The organism is Pseudomonas sp. Irchel 3E19, assembly GCF_900187585.1.
GTDB lineage: Bacteria > Pseudomonadota > Gammaproteobacteria > Pseudomonadales > Pseudomonadaceae > Aquipseudomonas > Aquipseudomonas baetica.
This window is the reverse complement of the sequence record NZ_FYDT01000075.1, coordinates 1-23491: the sequence shown is the minus strand read 5'-3', so window position 1 is coordinate 23491 and position 23491 is coordinate 1. Positions and strand designations below refer to the sequence as shown.

Annotated in this window: 20 protein-coding genes, 1 pseudogene and 1 riboswitch; of the genes and pseudogenes, 7 read left to right on the top strand and 14 right to left on the bottom strand. The window is 57.7% G+C overall.

Annotated elements, in window-relative coordinates:
- Positions 1-222, top strand: a 222-nt coding sequence (locus CKW18_RS30730; protein WP_218274340.1) for a hypothetical protein, incomplete at its 5' end; no start/stop codon positions are given.
- A 439-nt stretch (positions 223-661) separates the two neighbouring features.
- Here CKW18_RS30730 and CKW18_RS27995 read toward each other — a convergent pair.
- The 10 genes from CKW18_RS27995 to CKW18_RS27950 form a co-directional block, all read right to left on the bottom strand.
- Entirely contained in the window at positions 662-1396 is a 735-nt protein-coding gene (locus CKW18_RS27995; RefSeq protein ID WP_095191746.1) for an OmpA family protein, read from the bottom strand.
- Between the two features lie 116 nt (positions 1397-1512).
- Positions 1513-2154 carry an MBL fold metallo-hydrolase gene (locus CKW18_RS27990; RefSeq protein WP_095191745.1) on the bottom strand — a complete coding sequence of 214 codons (642 nt, stop codon included), beginning with the start codon at positions 2152-2154 and terminating at the stop codon, positions 1513-1515.
- 69 nt (positions 2155-2223) lie between these two features.
- Positions 2224-2775, bottom strand: coding sequence for a hypothetical protein (locus tag CKW18_RS27985; RefSeq protein ID WP_095191744.1), 552 nt, complete (start codon positions 2773-2775; stop codon positions 2224-2226).
- 2 nt (positions 2776-2777) lie between these two features.
- Entirely contained in the window at positions 2778-4145 is a 1368-nt protein-coding gene (locus tag CKW18_RS27980; protein ID WP_095191743.1) for a hypothetical protein, read from the bottom strand.
- 42 nt (positions 4146-4187) lie between these two features.
- Entirely contained in the window at positions 4188-5222 is a 1035-nt protein-coding gene (gene selD / locus CKW18_RS27975; protein WP_095191747.1) for a selenide, water dikinase SelD, read from the bottom strand.
- A 55-nt stretch (positions 5223-5277) separates the two neighbouring features.
- Positions 5278-8010 carry a LuxR C-terminal-related transcriptional regulator gene (locus CKW18_RS27970; protein WP_095191742.1) on the bottom strand — a complete coding sequence of 911 codons (2733 nt, stop codon included), beginning with the start codon at positions 8008-8010 and terminating at the stop codon, positions 5278-5280.
- A 329-nt stretch (positions 8011-8339) separates the two neighbouring features.
- Positions 8340-9704 (bottom strand): DUF1329 domain-containing protein, encoded by a 1365-nt coding sequence (locus tag CKW18_RS27965; RefSeq protein WP_095191741.1) that lies wholly within the window; start codon positions 9702-9704, stop codon positions 8340-8342.
- A gap of 27 nt (positions 9705-9731) precedes the next feature.
- Entirely contained in the window at positions 9732-11621 is a 1890-nt protein-coding gene (locus tag CKW18_RS27960; protein WP_095191740.1) for a DUF1302 domain-containing protein, read from the bottom strand.
- Positions 11622-11957: 336 nt separating this feature from the next.
- Positions 11958-13640: a fatty acid--CoA ligase gene (locus tag CKW18_RS27955; RefSeq protein WP_095191739.1), complete on the bottom strand. Its 1683-nt coding sequence runs from the start codon at positions 13638-13640 to the stop codon at positions 11958-11960.
- 145 nt (positions 13641-13785) lie between these two features.
- Positions 13786-14415 carry a LysE family translocator gene (locus CKW18_RS27950; RefSeq protein ID WP_053123690.1) on the bottom strand — a complete coding sequence of 210 codons (630 nt, stop codon included), beginning with the start codon at positions 14413-14415 and terminating at the stop codon, positions 13786-13788.
- Positions 14416-14595: 180 nt separating this feature from the next.
- Between CKW18_RS27950 and CKW18_RS27945 the strand changes: the two genes are divergently transcribed.
- The 3 genes from CKW18_RS27945 to CKW18_RS27935 all read left to right on the top strand — a co-directional run bounded on the left by CKW18_RS27945 (position 14596) and on the right by CKW18_RS27935 (position 17428).
- Positions 14596-15561, top strand: coding sequence for a 2-hydroxyacid dehydrogenase (locus CKW18_RS27945; protein WP_095191738.1), 966 nt, complete (start codon positions 14596-14598; stop codon positions 15559-15561).
- Positions 15562-15593: 32 nt separating this feature from the next.
- Entirely contained in the window at positions 15594-16592 is a 999-nt protein-coding gene (locus CKW18_RS27940) for a class I SAM-dependent methyltransferase (RefSeq protein WP_095191737.1), read from the top strand.
- Positions 16593-16632: 40 nt separating this feature from the next.
- Positions 16633-16755, top strand: a riboswitch (yybP-ykoY riboswitch).
- An 88-nt stretch (positions 16756-16843) separates the two neighbouring features.
- Positions 16844-17428, top strand: coding sequence for a TMEM165/GDT1 family protein (locus tag CKW18_RS27935; RefSeq protein ID WP_095191736.1), 585 nt, complete (start codon positions 16844-16846; stop codon positions 17426-17428).
- A gap of 141 nt (positions 17429-17569) precedes the next feature.
- Here the strand turns inward: CKW18_RS27935 and CKW18_RS27930 are convergent, their stop codons facing one another.
- Positions 17570-18388, bottom strand: coding sequence for a M48 family metallopeptidase (locus CKW18_RS27930; RefSeq protein WP_095191735.1), 819 nt, complete (start codon positions 18386-18388; stop codon positions 17570-17572).
- A 260-nt stretch (positions 18389-18648) separates the two neighbouring features.
- On the opposite strand from CKW18_RS27930, the pseudogene CKW18_RS31620 reads away from it, so the two are divergent.
- Together CKW18_RS31620 and CKW18_RS31615 are read left to right on the top strand one after the other, a co-directional pair.
- Positions 18649-19935 (top strand): annotated as a pseudogene (locus tag CKW18_RS31620) (HAMP domain-containing protein); the annotation flags it as partial.
- A gap of 12 nt (positions 19936-19947) precedes the next feature.
- Entirely contained in the window at positions 19948-20790 is an 843-nt protein-coding gene (locus CKW18_RS31615) for a methyl-accepting chemotaxis protein (protein WP_371857656.1), read from the top strand.
- Between the two features lie 121 nt (positions 20791-20911).
- Here the strand turns inward: CKW18_RS31615 and CKW18_RS27920 are convergent, their stop codons facing one another.
- The 3 genes from CKW18_RS27920 to CKW18_RS27910 are packed head-to-tail and all read right to left on the bottom strand — an operon-like array spanning position 20912 to position 22024.
- Positions 20912-21535 carry an SOS response-associated peptidase gene (locus CKW18_RS27920; RefSeq protein ID WP_095191733.1) on the bottom strand — a complete coding sequence of 208 codons (624 nt, stop codon included), beginning with the start codon at positions 21533-21535 and terminating at the stop codon, positions 20912-20914.
- Between the two features lie 36 nt (positions 21536-21571).
- On the bottom strand, positions 21572-21832 hold the full coding sequence (locus CKW18_RS27915; protein WP_095191732.1) for a putative signal transducing protein: 261 nt from the start codon (positions 21830-21832) through the stop codon (positions 21572-21574).
- A gap of 9 nt (positions 21833-21841) precedes the next feature.
- The gene (locus CKW18_RS27910) at positions 21842-22024 is read right to left on the bottom strand and encodes a CPXCG motif-containing cysteine-rich protein (protein WP_095191731.1); all 183 of its coding nucleotides are present in this window, start codon (positions 22022-22024) and stop codon (positions 21842-21844) included.
- 142 nt (positions 22025-22166) lie between these two features.
- On the opposite strand from CKW18_RS27910, the gene CKW18_RS27905 reads away from it, so the two are divergent.
- Positions 22167-23330, top strand: coding sequence for a 1-acyl-sn-glycerol-3-phosphate acyltransferase (locus CKW18_RS27905; RefSeq protein ID WP_170947335.1), 1164 nt, complete (start codon positions 22167-22169; stop codon positions 23328-23330).
- Positions 23331-23491 lie beyond the last annotated feature (161 nt).

Here is a 23491-nt window from a genome sequence, read left to right as displayed (position 1 = left end):
TTGGCACCCACCACAGGAAGGGAATCGGGTGGCGTGGGGCGTCAGATCGATCTGGAGGGCATCACCATCAGGCTTGATCGTGACGACAGAAAAGCCCTCCCAAAAAGGAAGGAAAGTATTAATATCGCGCATAAGAACGCCGGTTTGTTAGATGTGTTTGCTCGCACGAACATCATCAAGCAAATCGGCGTTCTTGTTTCTGTGTTTCCCGGGATTCCGTGAAGAACCAAAAAAATGCCCGATCACAGGACCGGGCATTTCTTCATTCAGGCAATCGGTTACGGATACTGCTGAACCGTACCCGGCTGCTGCTGACCACCGTACTGCTCCCACAGGGGTCTGGTGTGGAACACAGGTTTTGTGGCCACCGCCAATACCTGTGGGAGCTTGCCCGCGAAGAGGCCGGCACTGCCCAGACAAAAAATGCCCGATCACAGGACCGGGCATTTTTTCATTCAGGCAATCAGTTACGGATACTGCTGAACCGTACCCGGCTGCTGCTGACCACCGTACTGCTCCCACAGGGGTCAGGTGTGGAACACAGATTTTGTGGCCACCGCCAATACCTGTGGGAGCGGGCTTGCCCGCGAAGAGGCCGGCACTGCCCAGACAAAAAAATGCCCGATCACAGGACCGGGCATTTCTTCATTCAGGCAATCGGTTACGGATACTGCTGAACCGTACCCGGCTGCTGTTGCTGACCACCGTACTGCTGACCCGGAATCGCTTTCAGGTTGACTTCAACGCGGCGGTTCTGCGCGCGGCCATTCACGTCACCGTTGCTGGCAATCGGGTTGTCCGGACCGGCGCCGCGGGCCGACAGGTTGGCACCGCTGACACCTTGGGAGGTCAGGTAGGTCGCCACGCTCTGCGCACGACGCTGGGACAGGTCCATGTTGTGCTGGCGGCTACCGGTGCTGTCGGTGTAACCGACGATTTCGATCTGGTTCTGGTTGAACTCTTTCAACGAGGTGGCCAGATTATTCAGCGGCTGGTAGAAGCTCGACGCGATGTTCGCCGAATCGGTGGCGAAGGTGATGTTGCCCGGCATGATCAGCTTGATCTGATCGCCTTGACGCTGCACTTCAACGCCGGTGTTGGCCATGCTGGCGCGCAGTTTCTTCTCCTGCTGGTCGGCGTAGTAACCGTAACCGGCCGCCGAAGCACCGACCACGGCCGCACCGATCAAGGCCCCCTTGCCACGGTTATCGTGACCGATAGCAGCACCGGCCAGTGCACCGGCCAGAGCGCCGAGGCCACCGTACTTGGCGGTCTTGCTCATGCCTTGGGAGCCACCGTCGGCCTGACCCTGATTGTCATACGGGTTAGGCGAGGCGCAGCCGGACAGCACAGCTACGGCAGTAGCGACAATAATCAAACGACGCGTGGTGAACATGGAGAGCTCCTACTTTTCTGCATTCGGTGGTGCAGCGGTCGTTTGGCAATAAACCTCTGCGGGCGTTGGATCATGACAATGCACAAAAATTCCGCCGGCCACCCGTGACAAAATATTTAGGCCCGTACAAACGGGTTCTCGCGCATCTCATCGCCCAGACGCGTATCCGGACCGTGCCCGGCAACGACGATTGCGTCCTCGTCCAGGGTGTACAACCGCTGCTTGATCGAGCGCACGATGGTGGCCTGATCACCGCCCCACAAATCCGTGCGCCCTACGCCGCGACGAAACAGCGTGTCACCGGCAATCAACAGCTTAGCCTCGGAAAACCAAAAACTCATGGAACCGGGTGTATGTCCTGGCGTGTGCAGGGCAACGCCGCAACCGCAGGCGAGTTCTTCGTCGTCACTGAGCCAGCGATCCGGAGGTGGCACCGGAGTGTAGGGCACACCGAACATCTGGCACTGCATTTCGAGGTTGTCCCAGAGGAACTGGTCTTCCTTGTGCAAATGCAGGGTGGCACCGGTTTTTTCTTTCATCTGCCCGGAAGCGAGGAAGTGATCGAGATGGGCGTGGGTGTGAATGATGCTGACGACTTTCAGGCCCAGCGCATCGAGGCGCGCCATGATCAGGTCAGGGTTGCCACCCGGGTCGACGACGATGGCTTTCTTGGTGACCGGATCGCCGATGATCGTGCAGTTGCACTGCAAAGGGCCGACAGGGAAGGTTTCGCGGATGTGAGGTAAGAATTTGGTCATTCTAAAATCCGGGAAGATAGTCAGTTCGACTCATAAAGAATAGAAACAATGCCTAAAAATGAAACATGTTCACCCCATATATTCTGAACCAGAAGGCGCACCAGACATATATTTATCCGCCATCAACTCATCATAACCGATCGAGGCACTGGTACTCATTTTATGCAGAATTAAATGACAGATACGCATGCCTGCACGCAATACCAGTGGAAAAGGAGCGACATTATGTATCTCCAATGTAAAAGCTTTTGGCTCTTTTGCTCCAAAACCCGGCGCGACGTGCGTAGAAAGCAACACATTCAAACCCAGCCTTGCAAGACCGGATAAATTAGAAAGTTCTCCTCCAATACTTTCACTGAGGCCTACCTTCTCCATCGTGCCAGCCAAAATAAAATGACCCGGATTTAAAACATACCCCTCATCCAAAATATTCTCGCCGATAAGCTTGGGATAAGTAATGGACTGTAATAAATCCACCGGCTTTGGCGGCATTTCAAAAACCATAACCTCTGCCGCAAGATGCAGACAGATAGAGCCGGGGCGAATATTAAGCTCCTTTTCCGAAGTGACACACAACGAACCATCCAACAGAAGTGACTCAATATCCGAATTCGAAAACATTGCTATTTACCCCGCAATTTGGCACGACTTGAAACAACTAGCTTCGTACCTAGAGGAACAAAATCTCTCCAATTCCTATCGGACTCTATAAGTTCCCTCACAAGAGTTCCGGTAACATTTTTTGTAGAAAACTGGCTGGCCTCGCTTCTTACGATCTCCACTTTCATCCCGGCAGACTCAAAAATCTTTTTCTTATATAGCTCCCACTCACTAAACAACCTTACAAACTGCACTACTTCATTATGTTTCTGACGAAGTGTAGCGATAGCATCATCTGACTGATCAACGTCAAATTTTAAAATCTCAAATCTATCCTCTGATATACCCCAATCTATTAACGACAACCGAATCATATCCGCACGCTCTTCAAAAGTGAATGGATTCCCTTCAGAAGTACCTCGATGAGGTAACAGATCACAGCCTGTAATCTTTCCAATATCTGGCTGCGTAATTCCTATAAGGCACTTTTTCGACTTCGACAGCCCATAAAGTACATATTCAAAGTGCTCATGATGAAAGGGTTGAAACCTCCCATGAACCATCCCTACATCAACCAAGCATGCATCATCTTGCTTCTGTGCAAACGACTTCAAAGCATTTGCCCTTTGGCTCAAATTAAAATTCAGACCCCGCTCCCACAAATCATTAAATAATTCACAGAAATATGGAGCCAGTGAATCAGGGCAATCTTTCGCATCAAATATTAACTGCGCATTCCTCCAACCATTTGTATCAGGCGAATATACAGACATCGCTGTTACGGTATTATCCGAAATAAGTAAACGCAAAGGAGGTGTCTTCGGGTACAGCCTCACCTCAAATTTATAACCTTTCACCTGCAGCTCATACAGAAGTTTTATAGTTGAAATAATTTTTGATCGATTTGCACCTTGACCATTGCCCCCCATGGATAGCCTAGCCATATCGTCACTAAAGGGATCCATCAACATTATTCTAACAGCTTGCGCATTTGTATTAGTTCTAAAAAAAACACCAGACTCTAATGCAACCCTCAAAAATTTCTCACCAGCAATACCCATGAACTGCATACTTGTCTTTGTTTTGAGCGCTATAACTTCGGGTGGATTATCCGAAAGCTTTTTTATTGAGATCAATCCTATACTTGTTGACCCGATAATAACCTCTCTAAAGTGAGATAACGCACCATCAAAGCCAGCTGTTCTCGCAAAAACAAATGAAAGAATCACACCAACAAAAAACAAACAAGTTGAGACCCAGTAAGCCGCAAGATCTGAGACCTTAAAGAAAATGCTCGCAGCAACGACAAAGAACAAAGAAAACACTACTGCCCCCCATAGCGGCCCTGGCGTTTTCAAAAACCTTATTACCTTCAGAAAAAAATTCAACATCTACGCCCCCACTCCGCATCACAAAACATATAAAATCAAAAACTACACTATCTCAACTGAAAAATCAGACAACCTAACAAACTCACCGATCAAAACAACATCAACCCCTTCTTTTTCAGCCAACGCCAGAAAGTCGACATCCGCGTTATCTTTTACTGCCACCAGCAAGCCTCCATTTGTCTGAGGATCACATAGTAACATTCTTTCCCCCTCTAACACTGGAGTAACCTTAGCTCTATAACTTTCATAATTCCTCCGCGCGCCGGAGGGCATACACCCCGCGTCAATATAATATTTAACACAATCCAACCTTGGAATTTTTAAGTAATTTATTCGCGCAGTCAAACCGCTACCTTCAGCCATTTCCAAAAGATGACCAATCAATCCAAACCCTGTGACATCCGTCATAGCGGCCACCCCCTCTAATTTACCGAACTGCACGCCTGCTTTATTTAAAATACACATCAATTCTTTAGCTTTGTCTTCGTCCTCTTTGCGAATAAGCCCCATCTTTTCGGCCGTGGAGAGAACTCCAACGCCTAATGGTTTGCTTAGATATATCCGACATCCCTCTTCTGCAGTATTGTTCCTCTTCAATGATTGACGAGAAACTATCCCAGTTACACTCAAGCCAAAAAAAGGCTCAACTGAGTCGATCGAATGCCCACCCGCGAGAGTTATACCAGCTTCTTTACAAGCATAACGTCCGCCTCGGATTACTTCTGCAGCTATCTTTGGAGACAATTTTTCAACAGGCCAACCGAGAATAGCTGTTGCAACAAACGGCTCGCCGCCCATAGCATATATATCGCTAATTGCATTTGCGGCGGCTATTCGACCAAAATAGAACGGATCGTCGACAATGGGAGTAAAGAAATCAACACTATTTACTACTCCCCGGTCAGCATCCAGCTCAAAAACAGAAGCATCGTCTCGACTTTCGTTACCAACCCACAAACCTGAATTTGGAACGTTGGAAATATTCCCTGAGAGAATAACCTCGAGCGTTTGGGGAGAAATTTTGCACCCGCACCCACCGCTCCGACTATATTGAGTTAGTCGAATTTTTTCGTTCATATTCACCATCACAGTCGATTCCATTCCTCTGCATCGTACCAGTTCAGCACAAATACTACTTCAAAACCCCCAGTTCTTTGGCCCGCGCCACTGCTTGCGTGCGCCGCTCCACTCCCAGCTTGCTATTGATGTGGCTGGCGTGGGTTTTCACAGTGTGTAGCGAAATGAATAACTGCTCGCTGATCTCCTGATTCGAACAGCCTTGGGCGATCAGGCGTAACACTGCCAGCTCGCGACTGCTGAGCTGCTCAGCGGCGCTCGACTCAATTGCTGGACGGACAGCAACGGGCGGGAAGTGCTCAAGCAGTTGTTGCCCGGCCAACGCCGGTGAAGCATGCAATTGTCCGCGCAACCAGTCCGCGTGCCCTTTCACCAACGCATCGAACGGCTGCAGCACGCCCCCGGCCGCGGCCTCCAGCGCCTGGCTCAACGCCTTGCGCGCTTCCGGCTCTCGCCCACCTGCCAACAGCAATGCGACCTTCTGGGTCAACGCCATCACACTGAGCAATTGGCGACCGGTTTGCTGACCATTTTCATGCAGCACGTTCAAGCGCCCTTCGGCGAGCATCGGTTGGCCCTGAATCATGTCCAGCAGCGCTTGTTGCAACTCCACATGCAGCGGCAGCTGTGGATGAAACTCCGGCGGCGCGGCGGCGCGTTCACCGGTGTAGGTCTGGCCAAGACGTGTCAGCCAGGCCTCAGCCAGATCCGTGCGGCCCTGCGCCAGCCAAAGTTCACATTTGACCAGAGTGATCATTGCCAGATAGTAGATCGGCGGCACGTCCCAGATGTGCATCAGCCGTTCGGCTTCTGCGAGCTCGGCGAAGGCTTTGGCGAATTCGCCGCTGGCACCGTCCAGGCGGGCGATTACGCAGTGGCCGATCAATACGCTGATATCGCGACAGGCCCGTGCTTCACCGATCCCGGCCAGCAAGCGCACGCGCGCGGCCTGCGGCTGCAAGCGCATCGCCAGTAGAAAACCTTCGTATAGCGTCAGCCGTGCGCGCACCGCGTACAAACGTTGCGCAGACAATCCGCGCAGGCGCTCCAGGCCCTGATGCACTTCATCCAGCGCACGCAGGATTTCGCCGCGTGCCTGCAACACGCGGGCACGGTCGTAGTGCGCCAAGGCTTCGAACAAGGGATTGCCGACGCGTTGCGCCAGCTCAAGAGACTCGCGGTTCAGGCCACGGGCGCGCCACAGATCACCGTCAGCGATCGCCAGATTGGACAGCGTCGACAAACACATCAGCCGCTGACCGTAGCGTTTGGCGGGCAGGCTCTCCAATGCTTCGGAGCAATACCTGAGGGTCAATTCACGATGGCCGCGACCACGGGCAATGATGCCGCTCAGCGCCAGCCATTGCGCCAGCATCGATTTTTGCGCGGTGGCAGACGGTGCGGGCAGAAAACGGCTCAGATGGCTGGACAACTCTTCGGCCGCATCGAGCTGGCAAGCCAGCCCCAGCGCCCAACTGTAGAGAACGATCAGGCGGGGCGTGCTGATCAGCAGGCTATCGGGCAAGTCCATTTTCCAGCGCAGCAGCATGCCGACGTTCTGCTCGGCCAGCAGTTGTTCTTCGGAGAGGTTTTGCACCAGATTTGCCGCCACATCGAGGTGGCCTGCGCGCAACGCTTGCTCAACCGCTTCGTCGAGCAGGCCCTGGGCATTGAACCAGCGACAGGCGCGCAGGTGCAGCGTCGCGGTCGGCACCATCGCTTGAGCAATCGGTCGGCTGCGCAACAAATCAGAAAAAAGATGGTGATAGCGATACCAGTGCCCGTGTTCGTCCAGCGGTACCAGAAACACCTGATGCGCCAGCAGGAATCGCAAAATCTCGGCACTGTCATGAGCTTCGCGCACGGCGTCGCACAGTTCGCTGCAAAAGCGCTCCTGCGGAGCAGTGTCGTAGAGAAACGCCTGCACTTCGGTGGGCAGACAATCGATGACTTCTTCGAGCAGATAATCGCGAATCAGCCCTTCTGCGCCATTCAACGCCTGCGGCAATGCCGTGTCGCTGCCGGCCTCGGACACCGCCAGCAGCCAGAAGCGCAGCCCGGCGACCCAGCCTTCGCTGCGCTGGATAAGGTTTTCCAGGGCTTCGCCGCGCAAAGAGGTGCTGTGGCGATCGAGCAGCGTCAGAGCTTCATCGTGGGTCAGGCGCAGATCCTGCTCGTGCAATTCGAGCAATTGCCGCGAAAGACGTAAACGCGCCAGATGCCAGTCCGGGCGCTGCCGGCTGGTGACCATCACCAGCAAGCCATCGGGCAAATGATTGAGGAAAAATTGCAGGCACCGGTCGAGCACCGGCCCTTGGGCGAGATGGTAATCGTCGAGCACCAATAGCAACGGTGTTGCCGTGTCGAGGTGCAGTGCCAGTTCATCAAGCAGACCGTCGAGCCATTCCTCGAAGGCAAATGGCTGATGGCGTTGACGCATCTTCAGCAGGCCGAGTGCACGGCTGCCCAGTTGTGGAAAGTAGCCCTGCAGGCCTTCGAGCAAGCGCTCGAGAAAGCGTCCGGGGTCGCTGTCGCGAGGGCTCAGCCCCAGCCAGAGACTTTGCCAGTGCGCCGGCAGGCTCTGACAGAACTCCACCGCCAGCGAACTCTTGCCGAACCCGGCCGGGGCGCTGACCAGCAACAGCCGTCCACCGAGCCCGGCTTGCAGGCGCTCGCACAGGCGTGGTCGCAGCACGTATCCGTCAGGTAATGGCGGGCGAAAAAAACGCCCGTCCAATGCCGCGACGGCAACGCTTGCAGGACCCGGAAGTGGGGACAGATCAGTCATGGCCGGCTCTTGTTCGAATTGCTGTTGGCGGCGTTGCAGATGTCCGCAGACTAGCCTTAAACGAACCGGTTATGAAGGTTGCTGCTACAAATGGCTACAAAAAGACTACATGAACGTACGCACTCCCTCTGTAGGAGCTGCCGCAGGCTGCGATCTTTTGACGTTGTTTTGCACCCCCAAAAAAGCAGGATCAAAAGATCGCAGCCTGCGGCAGCGCCTACAAGAGCGGTGCACCATCGCGTTTTCGGGGCCGAGGAAAGACAGGCAAAAAAACGCCCCGAACCGGTCGGGGCGTTTTCACGAGGATGCGGCCTCGGGTTTACAGCGGATTAGCGAACACCGTCCTGACGCAAAGCGGCCGGGGTGAAGTCGCTGGTGGTGGCAGTGAAGCCGAAGTCATACGCCTGCTTCTCTTCGTTCTTCATGCCCAGCGCCAGGTAGCGGCCGGACTGCAGGTCGTAGAGGGTTTCCAGCGCGTACCACGGCACTTGTTTGTCGTAGTAGTTCTCGGCGTGCGCCTCGGCTACGCGCCACAGTTGACCGCGACCGTCGTAGTGGTCGATGACGGCTGCTTGCCAGGTATCTTCATCGATGTAGAAGTCACGCTTGGCGTAGATGTGGCGCTGACCTTCCTTCAGAGTTGCAACCACGTGCCAGACGCGACGCAGCTCGTAACGCGCAAGATCCTGGTTGATGTGGCCGGCCTTGATGATGTCGGAGTACTTCAGCTTCGGATCGTCGAGCTTGTAGCTGTCCGAGGCGATGTACATCTCTTTCTTGCCTTCAAGCTTCCAGTCGTAGCGGTCCGGCGCACCGTTGTACATGTCGAGGTTGTCGGAGGTACGCAGGCCATCCGCCGCAGTACCCGGGCCGTCATACGACACTTGTGGCGCACGGCGCACACGGCGCTGACCAGCGTTGTAGACCCACGCCGAACGCGGCTCTTTAACCTGGTCGAGGGTTTCGTGTACCAGCAGCACACCACCGGCCAGACGTGCCGGCGCGGTCACTTTCTGCTTGAAGTAGAACAGGATGTTGCCCGGGTTTTTCGGATCGTAGTCCTTCATCTTGTCGCGGAACACGAACTGGTCCTGGAAGTACACCAGACTGTACGAGCCGTTCGGCTGTGGCGTCGCCTGGGTCACCAGACGGGTCACGCTGCCGCCGCGATAGCGGGTTATGTGGTTCCAGATAACTTCTACGCCGGTTTTCGGAATCGGGAACGGCACGGCGGTTTCGAAGTTTTCCAGACCGTTGCCACCGGACACCAGATTGGTGGTCGTGGCGTTTTTCTTGATCGAGGCGAACACCTCATCCGGCACGGTGGCGCCGCGATGGGACGGATACACCGGCATTTTGAAGGTTTCCGGGTAACGCTTGAACATCGCGTATTGGCCCGGGGCGAGCTTGTCTTTGTACTTGTCCACATCTTTTGCGGTGATGATGAACAGCGGTTGTTCGCTGGCGTACGGGTTGGACAGGAAGCCTTTGCTGTCGACGCTACCGGCATTCTTCGGCAGCGGCTTCCAGGCCGGGATAGAACCGTCGGCATTACCGGCCATTTCGGCGCCCATCGGGGTCAGGCTCTTGCCCAGTTTGTCGGCTTCGGCAGCAGGCACCGCGGCCATGACACTGGTCGCCAGTAACGACAGGCCCAGAACACCGGCGTGGAACAGACTCTTTGTTATTTTCATAAATTCGTTCGTCCTGAAATGCAGTGCTTAGAAGTTCACGCCGAAGCTGAGCGCAACGAAGTCGCGGTCATCCACGGTGGTGTACTTGCCGTCGAAGAAGTTGGTGTAAGCCAGGCTCGCGGTGTAGGTGTTCTGGTATTCAGCATCGACGCCCAGGCTGACGGCTTTGCGACCTTCCTCGAAGTTGCCGCCAGGACCTGGCGAATAACCGCTGACGTCGTGGGACCAGGCCACGTTCGGCTTGAGGTTCACACCGGCGAAGACGTCGTTGTATTCCCAGATGGCACGACCGCGGTAGCCCCACGACATCGATGTGGTGAAGCCGTCGTTGTCGCAATTGCGGCTGCGGTTGTTCTGCGGCGAACCCGGCCCTGCACCATTGATGGTGCTGGCGTTGAGAATGTTGGCGCAGGTGTTGACGGTGCCAGTGGCTGGCAACTCACCCGGGCCATACACCGGATCGCGGCCATAACGCTTGTCGGACCGGCTTTCCAGCCCGCCGACGTAGGTCGCCCCGACTTCACCGACGAGGGTCAGACGGCTGGCGCCCATGACCTGATCGAAGAAGTGCGTGAACGTGGTCTGGATCTGGGTGATTTCCTTGCGCTCATAGCCATGCAGATCCTGGCCAGGAACGCCATTGAGTATCGAAGCGTTGGTCAGTGCGCCGCCGATCGGACGCACACCGGCGAACAGGATGTCGGTGGAGTTCAGTTGTACCGGTGCGTTCGGACGGTAGCTGATCTCACCGCTCCACGCCGTACCGGTAGGCAGGGTGGTGGAGAAGCTCAGACCGTAGAGACGAATGTCTTCAGGGTATTCAATGAAGTAGTTCGAGTTGCCCGCGACCAGCAACGGTGCAAGTGCCGCAAAAGGCCCCGGCAGCGCGCGCGCGGTGTTGTAGACCGATTGTGGTGCGCCGGTGGCGCTGAAGATCGGCGCACGGCTGTGGTAGTTCATGACGTAGGCGCCGAACTCGGTGTCGAGCGGTTCGTACATGTACTTGAAGGACGCGCCCCACTGACCGCTGTCACGGGCATCGCGGTCCGGACCACGGCGTACCAGAACGCCTTCTTCGTTGACGTTGACACCGTTGGCCGCCAATGGCCCCAAGGCGATCGCCGGGATTTGCGAACGTTTGTTCAGCACGCGCAGGTTGTTGTCACAACCGTCGGCAACGATGTCCGGCTGCGAGAAGAACGTGCCGCAGTTATCGACGACGGTCTGGTCCCACTCAAGCTGATAGAACGCTTCGGCCGAGAGGTTTTCGGTCAGGCTCTGAGACACGTAGAACATGTTGACCGGGATCAGGCCTTCCTTGATCTCGGCGCCCGGACGACGGAATGCAGATACGTCGATCGGGTTGATCGAGTTGATGCCGCCACCGATGAAGGTACTTTCACCCCAGCTCACCACCTGCTTGCCCAGACGCACGGAACCCGGCTGATCGGCGATGGAGTAGTTGTGGTAGACGAAGGCATCGAGAATCTGGCCGCCAGAGGATTTCGCGCCCTCTTTGCGGTTGCTGTCGCTGATGTCCTTGAACTGGCGGCTCTCGTCCTTCAGTTCGAAGTCATACCAGTATTTGCCACGGACGAACACGCCGGTGTCGCCGTACTTCAGTTCAAGGTCATGGATACCCTTGAAGATCTTCGAAAAGGTTTCGCCGCTCTTGAAGTTGGCGTGGCCATCGTCAGAAGTCTGCGACAGGCCATGGCCGCCGTTGTTGACGCCGATGAGGTTCTTGTTCGGGCTCTGGGTAGACCAACTGGCGCCGATCGACAGAGATGAATCGAACTGACCTTCGATTTCACCGACGTTGAAACTGACGCCGAATGCGGGCCCGGCGAGCGAAGAAGCAAGACTGACCGCCAGAGGCAGTTTCGCCCGGCGCCAGAACTGGTTTACTGAGGTCATCGACGCTACTCCATGTGCATTATTGTTATGGCAGTGAGTACTTTTAAAAACGTCTGAAGGACCGGTAGCCAGGGGCTGCCCGAAATCACTCCAATGCTGCATCGCCCCTTTTTGTGCGTGTGCCGCGTTCTTAAAAATCCTTGAGCGGACTATAGCCAGCAGGTGGTACTGCTTGATCCCTCTAAAGTGTGATTTGCAGCTGCTGACCACTCTGGAACAGTCCTTTTGCCAGTCCGACAGATGTCGGCACGGCAAGGATGGCTGATTTTTTCGATTTCACAAGCCAAGCGCTTGCTTGGTGGGTCTGGCGCGCCGTTTTCGGCGCGCCAGAGACACTTAAAGTGTCGAGAGGAAGGTGCTGTTGTTGGCCTGCCATTCAGTAATGTCGAGGCGGATGCGCTTCTTGTCGAGCTTGCCGACGCTGGTCTTGGGAATTTCCGTAACAACGGCGATCTGGCTTGGAATTGCCCACTTGCTCAAGTGCCCCAGTTCGACGAACGGCTTGAGGTGTTCCTTGAGCTCGCGTGCCCCGATCTCGTGCCCTTCGCGGATCACCAGCAGGGCAAACGGGCGCTCGCCCCACTGCGGATCGGCGATGCCCACCACTGCTACTTCGCGTACCGCGACGTGACGGCTGATCAGGTCTTCGAGGTCCAGCGAGGAAATCCATTCGCCGCCGGTCTTGATCACGTCCTTGATGCGGTCGCGGATGTCGATCACGCCCATGCTGTCGAGCGTCGCGACGTCGCCGGTGTGCAGCCAGCCGCCGGCCCAGAGCTCGGCGCCCTTCTGCGGTTCGTTGAAATATCCCTCGGTCAGCCACGGCGCACGCAGCACCAGCTCGCCCTGGGTTTCGCCGTCAGCCGGGAGGAAGTTGCCTTCAGTATCGACAATCGCGGCTTCCACCAGCGGCCCGGGCACACCGGCCTTGATTCGATAGGTGGTGCGCTCGTCCTCGGTGCCAGCCATCAGCTCATCGTTGAGATGCGCGCATGAGACCAATGGCCCGGTCTCGGACATGCCGTACGCCGCCGTGAGCTGAATGCCACGCGCCTTGGCGGTTTCATACAAGGTGCGATTGAGTGCACTGCCGCCAATGACGATTTTCCAGCCGCCGAAATCATTGCCCTGCGCACCTTTGGCGTTGAGCAGCATTTGCAGGATGGTCGGCACACAGTGGGAAAACGTAACTTTCTCTTTGCGCCACAACTCCACCAGAAACTCCGGATCGTAACGCCCCGGGTAAACCTGCTTGAGCCCCAGCATGGTCGCCACGTACGGCAGGCCCCAGGCGTGTACATGAAACATCGGCGTGATCGGCATGTACACGTCGTTGGTGCCGAGCAGGCGCACGCTGTCGATCGAGCCCATGATCGTCGACACGCCCATGGTGTGCAGCACCAGTTGGCGATGGGTGAAGTACACGCCTTTCGGGTTACCGGTGGTGCCGGTGGTGTAGAACGTGGTGGCGACCGAATTCTCGTCGAAATCCTCGAAGTTGTACTGCGGGCTCGCGGCAGCCAGCAATTGCTCGTACTCGCCGACCAGATTCGGCAGCTCGGCGGTTTTCTCCGGCAGATCGGTCAGCAGCAGGGTTTTCTCGACGGTGGTCAGGTGCGGCGCAATGGCCTGGTACAGCCCGACGAACTCGCTGTTGACCAGCACAAAGCGGTCCTCGGCGTGGTTCATGGTGTAGAGAATCTGTTCCGGCGACAGGCGCACGTTGATGGTGTGGATCACCGCGCCAATCATCGGAATGGCAAACATGCATTCCAGGTAACGATGGCTGTCCCAGTCCATCACCGCCACGGTGTCACCGGCCTTGACGCCCGCCGCCGTCAGCACGTTGGCCAGCCGCGCCACACGCTCGATCAGGGTCGGATAGCTGTAGCGCAACTGGTCACGGTAGATGATCTCGCGGGTTTTCTCGTAACGGGCACCGGACATCAGCAGCCGTTTAATCAGCAATGGATACTGGTAGGCCCCATCGGCCGGGGGAATGACGCGAGTCTGCAACATAAGAATCCCTTTTCTGACTGCACGGTGTTGGGCGAAGAGTTTTGTACTCTAGATCGCTTATACGCCAGTCAAATCAGCCAAAGGAATGATTTGCATAGCCGTACAAATGCTAGCTTTGCGCCAGCATTTGGCGGTTCCCCATCGTTCAATGCATCTCGGTGAACGCGATTTTCACGCCGAGAGCGATCAACACCGCGCCCATGGTGCGGTCGAACCAGTGGCCCATGCGGGCGAAACCAGCGCGTACGCGTTGCTGACTGAAGAGCATCGCCACCAGGCAGAACCAGACGGCTGTCGCGACCGCCAGATAAATCCCGTAACCGGCCTGCACCGACAATGGCGTGTGCGGATTGATCACTACGGTGAACAGCGACAGGAAGAACAGCGTGGCCTTCGGGTTCAAGCCATTAGTGACGAAGCCCGAAGTAAACGCACCGCGCGCGGTACGCACACCGGCCTCTTTGTGAAGATCGTCGGTGACGGTTTTTGCCGGTTGCGCGCGCAAGGCCTTGAAGCCGATGTACAACAGGTAAGCGGCAGCTGCCCATTTCAAGGCGTTGAACAGCACGATCGACTGCGACACGATCAGACCGATGCCGAGCAGCGAATAACCCACATGCAGGAAAATCGCCGTGCCCACCCCCAGTGCCGTCCATGTGCCGGCGCGGCGACCATGGGTCACGCTCTCGCGCACGACCACGGCGAAGTCCGGGCCGGGACTGGCGACGGCCAGCAAGTGGATCAGTGCAACGGTCAAGAACTCGGTCCAGTACATGGGGGCTCCTCTGGAGTTATTACATTTCTGCGGGAGCGAGCCTGCTCGCGAAAAAGGAGTGTCAGACACACGACTGTTACCTGACACAGCGCCTTCGCGAGCAGGCTCGCTCCCACAGATGTTTCATCTGGTAGGCTCGGCAGATTACGCCTTCCGTTCACAGCACAAAAGGTACAGTTGATGACGAACCCGCGCCGCGCCGTATTCCTCGATCACCCTTCGCTGGATCTTGGCGATCTCGACCTCAGCCCGTTGCGCGCTTGCTTCAGCGACCTGCAACTGTTCGCCCAGACCTTGCCTGAACAAGTCGCTGAACGCCTGCGAGGCGCAACAGTAGCGATCAGCAACAAGATCCTGATCGATGCCGCCGCGATGGCTGCCAATCCCGACCTGAAACTGATCCTGATCACCGCCACCGGCACCAACAACGTCGACCTCGCGGCCGCCCGCGCCCATGGCATCACCGTATGCAACTGTCAGGGTTACGGCACGCCATCGGTGGCGCAACACACCCTCATGCTGCTGCTCAACCTCGCCACACGCCTGGCCGATTATCAAAAAGCCGTAGGCGAAGGTCGCTGGCAGCAGGCGAAACAGTTCTGTCTGCTCGACTACCCGATTGTCGAACTCGAAGGTAAAACCCTTGGCCTGCTCGGTCATGGCGAGTTGGGCGGCGCTGTCGCACGGTTGGCGCAAGCCTTCGGCATGCGCGTGTTGCTCGGGCAGATTCCGGGCCGCCCTGCCCGCCCGGATCGTTTGCCATTGGATCAACTGCTGCCACAGATCGATGCCCTCACCCTGCACTGCCCGCTCAATGAACACACGCGCCACTTCATCGGCGCCCGTGAACTGGCTTCGATGAAACCCGGCGCATTCGTGGTCAACACCGCTCGCGGTGGACTGATCGATGAACAGGCCTTGGCCGATGCCTTGCGCAATGGTCATCTCGGCGGCGCTGCTACTGATGTGCTCAGCGTCGAGCCGCCAACCCTAGGCAATCCGCTGCTGGCCGCCGACATCCCGCGCCTCATCGTCACCCCGCACAACGCTTGGGGCAGTCGCGAGGCTCGACAGCGCATCGTTGGCCAATTGACCGAAAACACCGAGGCGTTCTTCAGCGGTAAGGCGCTGCGGGTCGTCAGTTGATAAACTGCGGCACTTTTTTTTGAGGAGCAGTTATGGATCCGCGCAGTGAAGTACTGCTTCGTCAGGCCGAATTATTCCAGGGTTCGCTATTGTTGGCCGGTTTGCCTGCCGACGATTTGCTCGGGCGCCTGCCCAATGCGTTTGGCTGGTGCTGGCATGCCGGCGACCAAGCTGCACTCGATGCGCGCTTCGAAGGCCGCAGTCATTTCGGTGTGGATATTCCTCAGCGTGAGTTCGATAGCGCCGTGGTGTTTCTGCCCAAATCCAAAGACCTGACCGATTACATCCTCAACGCTGTGGCCTCGCGCCTGGCCGGGCGTGAAGTGTTTCTGGTCGGGGAAAAACGCAGCGGCATCGAAGGTGCGTCCAAGCAACTCAACCCGCTCGGCAAGCCGCGCAAGCTCGACAGCGCGCGCCATTGCCAACTGTGGCAAGTCACCGTGGCCAACGCCCCTGAAACCAAGTCGCTGGAAAGCCTCGCGCAGACTTATGAATTACCGCTGGCCGAAGGCCCGCTGAAAGTCATCAGCCTGCCGGGCGTGTTCAGCCACGGTCGACTGGATCGCGGCAGCGCCTTGCTGCTGGAGCATCTGGACAAACTGCCGAGCGGCCATCTGCTCGACTTCGGCTGTGGCGCGGGCGTGTTGGGCGCTGCGGTCAAACGTCGCTACCCGCACAATCAGGTCACCTTGCTCGACGTCGATGCGTTTGCCGCCGCCAGCAGCCGACTGACTCTGGCTGCCAACGGTCTGGAAGCGGACGTGCTGACCGGTGACGGAATCGATGCAGCGCCCATGGGTTTGAGCGCCATTTTGAGCAACCCGCCGTTCCATGTCGGGGTACACACGGATTATTTCGCCACTGAGAACTTGCTGCGAAAAGCGGCCAAACATCTGAAAAACGGCGGCGAACTACGCCTGGTAGCGAACAGCTTCCTGAAGTATCAGCCGCTGATCGAAGAGCATCTGGGCGTATGCGCCATCAAGGCCGAAGGCAATGGTTTCCGGATTTACCGGGCCAAGCGTGGCTAGAAATTTGTGCTTGCTCATTCGGATTTGCCTAGGCAGAATCCGCTCCGTCCTAGGGGAGTAGTCTCCCACGAGCGCCAAGCTCGTCCGGCATACGTCAACATACTTGATCCTCAGATCATGGCGTATGCGACCCAAGCGTCCGCACCAGACGGATCGCAGGGTTTGACAAGACCTATGACACGCACACCTTACCCGGGGCGGGAAGGCTGTACGTGTCATAGCCGTGTCGACCCGCCCCTTAGGAAATCCTGATGCTGGACTCGTTACTCGTTCCCACCGCAATCGTTGCCTTGGCCGAAATCGGCGACAAGACGCAACTGCTCGCGCTGATTCTCGCCGCTCGCTTCCGCAAACCCTGGCCGATCATTGCCGGCATTGTCGCCGCGACCCTGGCCAACCACGCAGCAGCCGGTGCGGTCGGCGCCTGGTTCGGCAGCTTCTTCTCCGATTCTGTGTTGCACTGGATTCTCGCCGCCAGCTTCGCCGCCACGGCGTTGTGGACGCTGGTCCCGGACAAAATGGATGACGATGAAGCCAGCACCGCGCGCAAGTTCGGGCCATTCCTGACCACGCTGATTGCGTTTTTCCTGGCGGAAATGGGCGACAAGACTCAGGTAGCTACCGTCATGCTGGCCGCGCAGTATCCTGAGTTGTGGCTGGTGATTATCGGCACCACCCTGGGCATGTTGATTGCCAACGTACCGGTGGTATTGGCGGGTAACTTTGCCGCGGACAAACTGCCGCTGACCCTGATCCGTCGCCTGGCCGCTTCGGCGTTCCTGATTTTGGCGATCATCGCGGTGTACAAGGCAATGCAGAGCAGCGGCTGGGTTTAAACCTGCCAACACCGCTCGTTCCCATGCTCCGCGTGGGAACGCAACCGGGGACGCTCTGCGTCCCACTGGAACGCGGAGCGTCCCTTGAGGCGTTCCCACGCAGAGCGTGGGAACGATCACCACCTCCAGGCTAAGTCCGACTCAGGACTTCGGCGCTTTCTCGTACAGCGGCATGACTTTCGGGATCGCCGCCTGCAACGAGGCGATGCGACTGGTCGACGCCGGGTGAGTGCTCATGAACTCCGGTGGCGAACCTTCCGAGGCCTTGCTCATCTTGTTCCACAAGGTGATCGCCGCGTTCGGGTTGTAACCGGCGCGGGCGGCCAGCTCCAGACCGATCAGGTCAGCCTCGTTTTCGTTGGCGCGGCTGTTAGGCAGCGTCATGCCGTAGTTGGCCACGGTGTCGGCCAGCGCCAGGCTGTCCTGGCCCAGACCGAACAAGGCGCCCGCGCCCTGCTTGGCCATCTCCATTCCGTAAGCCTTGGACATCGCTTCGCGACCATGCTCGCGCAAGGCGTGGGCGATTTCATGGCCCATGACCGCGGCAATTTCATCGTCGGTGAGTTTCAGGCTGTCGATCAGCCCGGTGTAGAAAATGATCTTGCCACCAGGCCCGCAGTTGGCGTTGAGCTCATCGCTCTTGATCAGATTGACCTCCCATTGCCACTGCGCGGCATCCGGGCGGAAGTTTGGCGCCTGAGCGATCAAGCGGTTGGCAATCGCCTGAACCCGCTTGGCCTCCGGGCTGGTCTTGTCCAGCACGCCTTTGCTCGATGCTTCGCCGACGGTCTTCTGATACGACTGGGCATACATCTGGTCGACCTCTTGCGAGGACAGCATGCTGAACATGTACTGCTTGCGTTCCACGCCCACGGCGCCGCCGCTGGTGGTGTTGACCGACTGACAACCGGCCAGCAACAGCGCTGCGCTCAGTGCACTTACAACCAATGTCTTGTTCATTCAAAAGCTCCCTGAAAACCTGCGCGTATCCTAGGCGGGTAATTGTATCGGCGCCAGATACAACAGACGTGTTGCAGCGACTTTCAGATGTTCCCCCCCCGTGTGTCGTAAAAAATTCACAGCGCCCGGCAAGCCCCGGCAACTGCGTCGCGCACTGATCCATTTGCGACATCCCCGCCCAATCACGGCTTGCACCACTCATGGCGCATTAGCCGCTGCCGATACACCAGCGCAGACGTCCTCTTGCGTGCGGAGCTCCCATGAAGTTCAAGTCGATCCAGTTTTCCGTCGCTGCCCTGGCCGGCGCCATCGTCCTCAGCGTGGTCGCCGCGCTGGTGCTGTATGCGCTGTTCTCCGGTGCGCGCACTCAGGACATGGTGCAGCAGCGCACTCAGGCCCAGTTCGAGCAAGTCATCGAACAACGCCTGACCTCATTGGCGCAGACCCAGGCCAGCCAGATCCAGCGTGAATTGGAGGCGCCGCTGCTGATTGCCGGCGCACTGGTGCGGGTCAACGCCCTGCTCGGCACGCCGGGCGCCGATGGTCAGCCGCGCCTGAGCGTCAGCCGTGAGCAACTGATCAGCCTGATCAAAGAGAACGTCGAGAAAAACCCGAAGATCCTCGGCACCTACATCGCCTGGGAAAAAAACGCACTGGATCACAATGACGCCGCCTACCTCGGCACCAGCGTCGTCGGGATCGATGCGGCCAACGGGCGCTTTCTGCCGTGGTGGTTCCGCAACGACGACGGCACCCTCGGCCTGGACAAACTGGTGGACGTCGACGACCAGAAAGTCCTGTCCACCGGCGTGCGCGCCAGCGAGTACTACCTGTGCTCGAAAGAAAACAAAAAATCCTGCGTGATCGATCCGGCGCCGTACAAGGTCGGCGACAAGATCGTCATGCTCGCCTCCTTTATTGAACCGATCATGCTCAACGGCGCGTTCCAGGGCATCGTCGGCGCCGACCTGTCGGTGAACTTCATTCAGGAAATGCTCCTCGCCGCCAACCAGAAGCTGTACAGCGGCGCCGGGCAAATGGCCCTGGTCGGCAGTAACGGGCGGATCGTGGCGTACACCAAGGACCCGAGCAAATTCGGCGAAAAAGTCAGCGACCTCCTCGACGCCGAGCAGATCGCCAATATGGCCAACCTCAAGCGCGGCGAAGTCACCTATACCGTCGACAAGGACAAAGGCCGCATCGAACTGTACCTGCCGTTCGGCATCGGCCAGACCGACGCACGCTGGACGCTGATGCTGCAACTGCCACTCAACGCGGTGATGGCCGATTTGCAGAAACTGCAGGCCGACCTCGACGCCCAGCGCAAATCCGATACCTTCGGCATGTCCATGGTCGGCTTGATCATCGCCGGCATTGGCCTGCTGGTGATCTGGCTGGTGGGCCACGGCATCGCCCGGCCGCTGAAGCAAATGGTCGCCATGCTCGATGACATCGCCAAAGGTGAGGGCGACCTGACCCGTCGTTTGAGCAGTGATCGCAGCGATGAACTCGGTTTGATCGCCAAGGGCTTCAACACCTTCCTCGCCAAGTTGCAGGCGATGATCACCCAAGTGGTGACCTCGGTACAGAGCGTCAGTGATTCCTCCGAACACACGGCCGACATCGCGATTCGCACCAACATCGGCATACAGAAACAAATGGCCGAGATCGATCAGGTCGCCACGGCGGTGCAGGAAATGACCGCCACCGCGCAGGATGTCGCGCGTAACGCGACCCAGGCGGCGCAAGCCGCCAGCCATGCCGATGAGGCCGCCAGCCAAGGCATGCAGATCGTCCGTGACACCTCTAACTCGATTGGCGTGCTGGCAGTGGAAATCGGCAAGGCTGTGGACGTGGTGCAGACGCTGGCCAAGGACAGCGAAAACATCAACGCGATCCTCACGGCGATTCGCGCGATTGCCGAGCAGACCAACCTGCTGGCGCTGAACGCGGCCATTGAAGCGGCGCGCGCCGGTGAACAGGGTCGTGGCTTTGCAGTGGTCGCCGATGAGGTGCGCAATCTGGCGCAAAAGACCCAGAAAGCCACCGAAGAAATCCAGTCCATGATCCAGCAACTGCAACAAGGCACCCGCGATGTGGTGCGGGTCATGGAAGACAGCCAGAACCGCACCGACGAAAGCGTGCAACACGCGGCGAAGGCGGCCGAGGCACTGGAGACGATCACTCAGGCGGTGTCGGTGATCAACGACATGAACACGCAGATTGCCAGTGCGGCCGAGGAGCAGAGCGCAGTGGCCGACGACATCAATCGCAACGTGATCAATATCGGGCAAGTGGCCAATGAAGTGGCGGGCGGCGCGGATGAGTCGAGTTCGGCGAGTGCCGACCTGACTAAATTGGCGGAGCAGCAGCGGCGGTTGATCAATCAGTTCAAGGTTTAAGGACGTCGGCAGGTTCTTCGAACCTTTTCGCGAGCAGGCTCGCTCCCACCTTTGGAATGCATTTCAACGGTGGGAGCGAGCCTGCTCGCGAAGGGGCCGGCAATGACAACCCGTCAACTCGTCAACCCGGGGTCAGACACTCCGGCCCGTTGAGCTTGGGATCATTGACCAGGTTCGCCAACACCCGCTCGCGCAATGCCGCCGGTTCACTGGCCAGCAACCCTTGCAACACATGCAACGGCGTCTCGGGATCGAGCCACGCCGCCTGCCCGGCCTCATCAAGAATCAACGGCCGGCGCTGACTGGCCGCCGGCTGAGTGATCACCGCAGTGCTCAGCCACACCTGCTCCTGCACCGGATAAGCTTCCCAGATCGCCGCAAAAAACAGCGAAGCGCCCTCACCCGGCGTCAGCCAGTACGGACGCTTGCGCTGAGTCCCGCGCCACTCGTAAAAACCATTCGCCGGCAGCAGGCAACGACGCAGGCGCAGCGCCTCACGGAACATCGGCTGCTCGGCTACCGTTTCCGCCCGTGCATGGGCCGGGGTGCGTGACAGATCGGTCAGCCACGGCGGCGTCAGCCCCCAGCGCGCGCGGGCCAATGTACGCTGGCCGTCTTCACCGGCACGCAGCATCAACACCGAATCGTTGGGGGAAATGTTCCACTGCGCCAGTTGATCGGCAGGAAAACCTGGCAGCGCCGCGAAGTCGCGGTTCCAGCGAAACAGGGCATAACGTCCACACATGGGGCAACACGACTCAGAAATAAAACGAACGCCAGCCTAACAGACCAGCGTACCGGGGAAGCTCTCCGGTTCATCGCCGGGCAGCGGCAGCGCGGCATTGTACGCGGTGATCAACTCGAGGGCGTATTCGGCCTGATCATTATCGACCGACAGCCCCAACAGGCCGAAGATCGGCAGCTCACCGGTGCCCCCGAGCAAGTCCCGCCCCACCAGATGCGCCTCGATGCCTTCGCTGGCAAGCATGCCCTTGAGCATTTCGCCTTCCATCAGATTTTCCGGCTCGTAGATTCGCTGCATGGGCGCCCCTCACTCGTTTTCGCTGAAGACTTCCAGGTGCCATTCATCTTCGTGAACCTGCAATACAAACGTGATCGGCCGACAACACACCTGACAGTCTTCGATGTAGGTCTGATCACCGCCGGACAGATCCACAGTCGTTTCAACTTCTTCACCACAATACGGACATTCATACAGTGCGCTTTCCAGCATCGCGGTCTCCCAAGTGACTTGTGCGTATAATCGCCGGTCTATTTGCAGGGCTATTTTTGTCTGGCTACCTTTTCAGACCGTGCCCCGTTGGTTTTCGATCAAAACCTTTACTTACCCTAGCCGTTTCCAACAAGAGAGCATGATGGGCGAATTCGATGCCATCCGACCTTACGACGACAGCGAAGTACCTGCGGTACTGGCAAGACTGCTCGGCGACAAGGCGTTTCTAGATATCCTCACCCACTTCCGCTTCCCGCGTTTTGCCGGTGCCTTCGGCTGGATGCTCAAACCACTTATAGCCCATCGGCTGCGTCGTGAGTTCGCCGGCGTCAATTCGGTGGCCACCCTGCAGGACAAAGTCGAGTTCTACGTCGACCACACCATCGAGCGCGCCACCGATGGCGTGACCTACACCGGTGTCGAGCAATTCAAGTCCGGCAGCGCCTATCTGTTCATCGCCAATCACCGCGACATCGTGATGGACCCGGCCTTCGTCAACTACGCCGTGTACCACGCCGGCCTGCCGACGCCGCGCATCGCGATTGGCGACAACTTGCTGCAAAAGCCGTTTGTCAGCGACTTGATGCGCCTGAACAAGAGCTTCATCGTTCACCGCTCGATCACCGGGCGCCGCGAGAAAATGGCCGCGTACCAATTGCTGTCGGCCTACATCAACCACTCGATCCGCAACGACTGCGCCTCGATCTGGATCGCTCAGGCCGAAGGCCGCGCGAAGGACGGCGACGACCGTACCGAGTCGGCGATCCTCAAGATGTTCCATATGAGCCGCAAGGACGAGCCTTTCGGTGAAGTGATTCAGTCGCTGAACGTCACTCCGGTGTCGATCAGCTACGAATACGACCCGTGCGACCAGGCCAAGGCCCGCGAGTTGTACATCCGCGCCACCACCGGCACCTACGCCAAGGCGCCGGGTGAAGATGACGTGAGCATCGCCAAGGGCATCACCGGTTACAAAGGCCGGGTGCACGTGAACTTTGCTGCGCCGATCACCGAGCTGTTCGAAGACACCAAGCAATTGGCGATCGAGATGGACAAGCAGATTCTCGGCGGTTATCGCCTGTTCCCGGTGCATTACCTGGCGTATGCGCAGTGGGCGGAGGCTGATCCGACGCTGAATGTGCCGAAAGCGGCCGAGGTGTTCCCGGCGGATGAGCTGGCCAAGGCACAGGAGGAGTGGCAGCAACGGCTGGATGCTTGTCCTGAGGAGCATCGTCCATATCTGGTGCTGCAATATGCGACGCCGGTGCGTAATCAGTATCGGGTCAAGGCTGGGTTGGCGCTGTAAGTGTCTTCGGCCAGATACAAAAACGGCGCCCTCGGGGCTAATGCCGATCAGTTAAGCCCTTTTGCTTGACCTTTGGCCGCAAGAAATCAAAATCCGATGCCTGAATAGGCATCGGATTTTTTTATGCGTCTGGCTCGGGCACTGGAACTCACCCACAACTT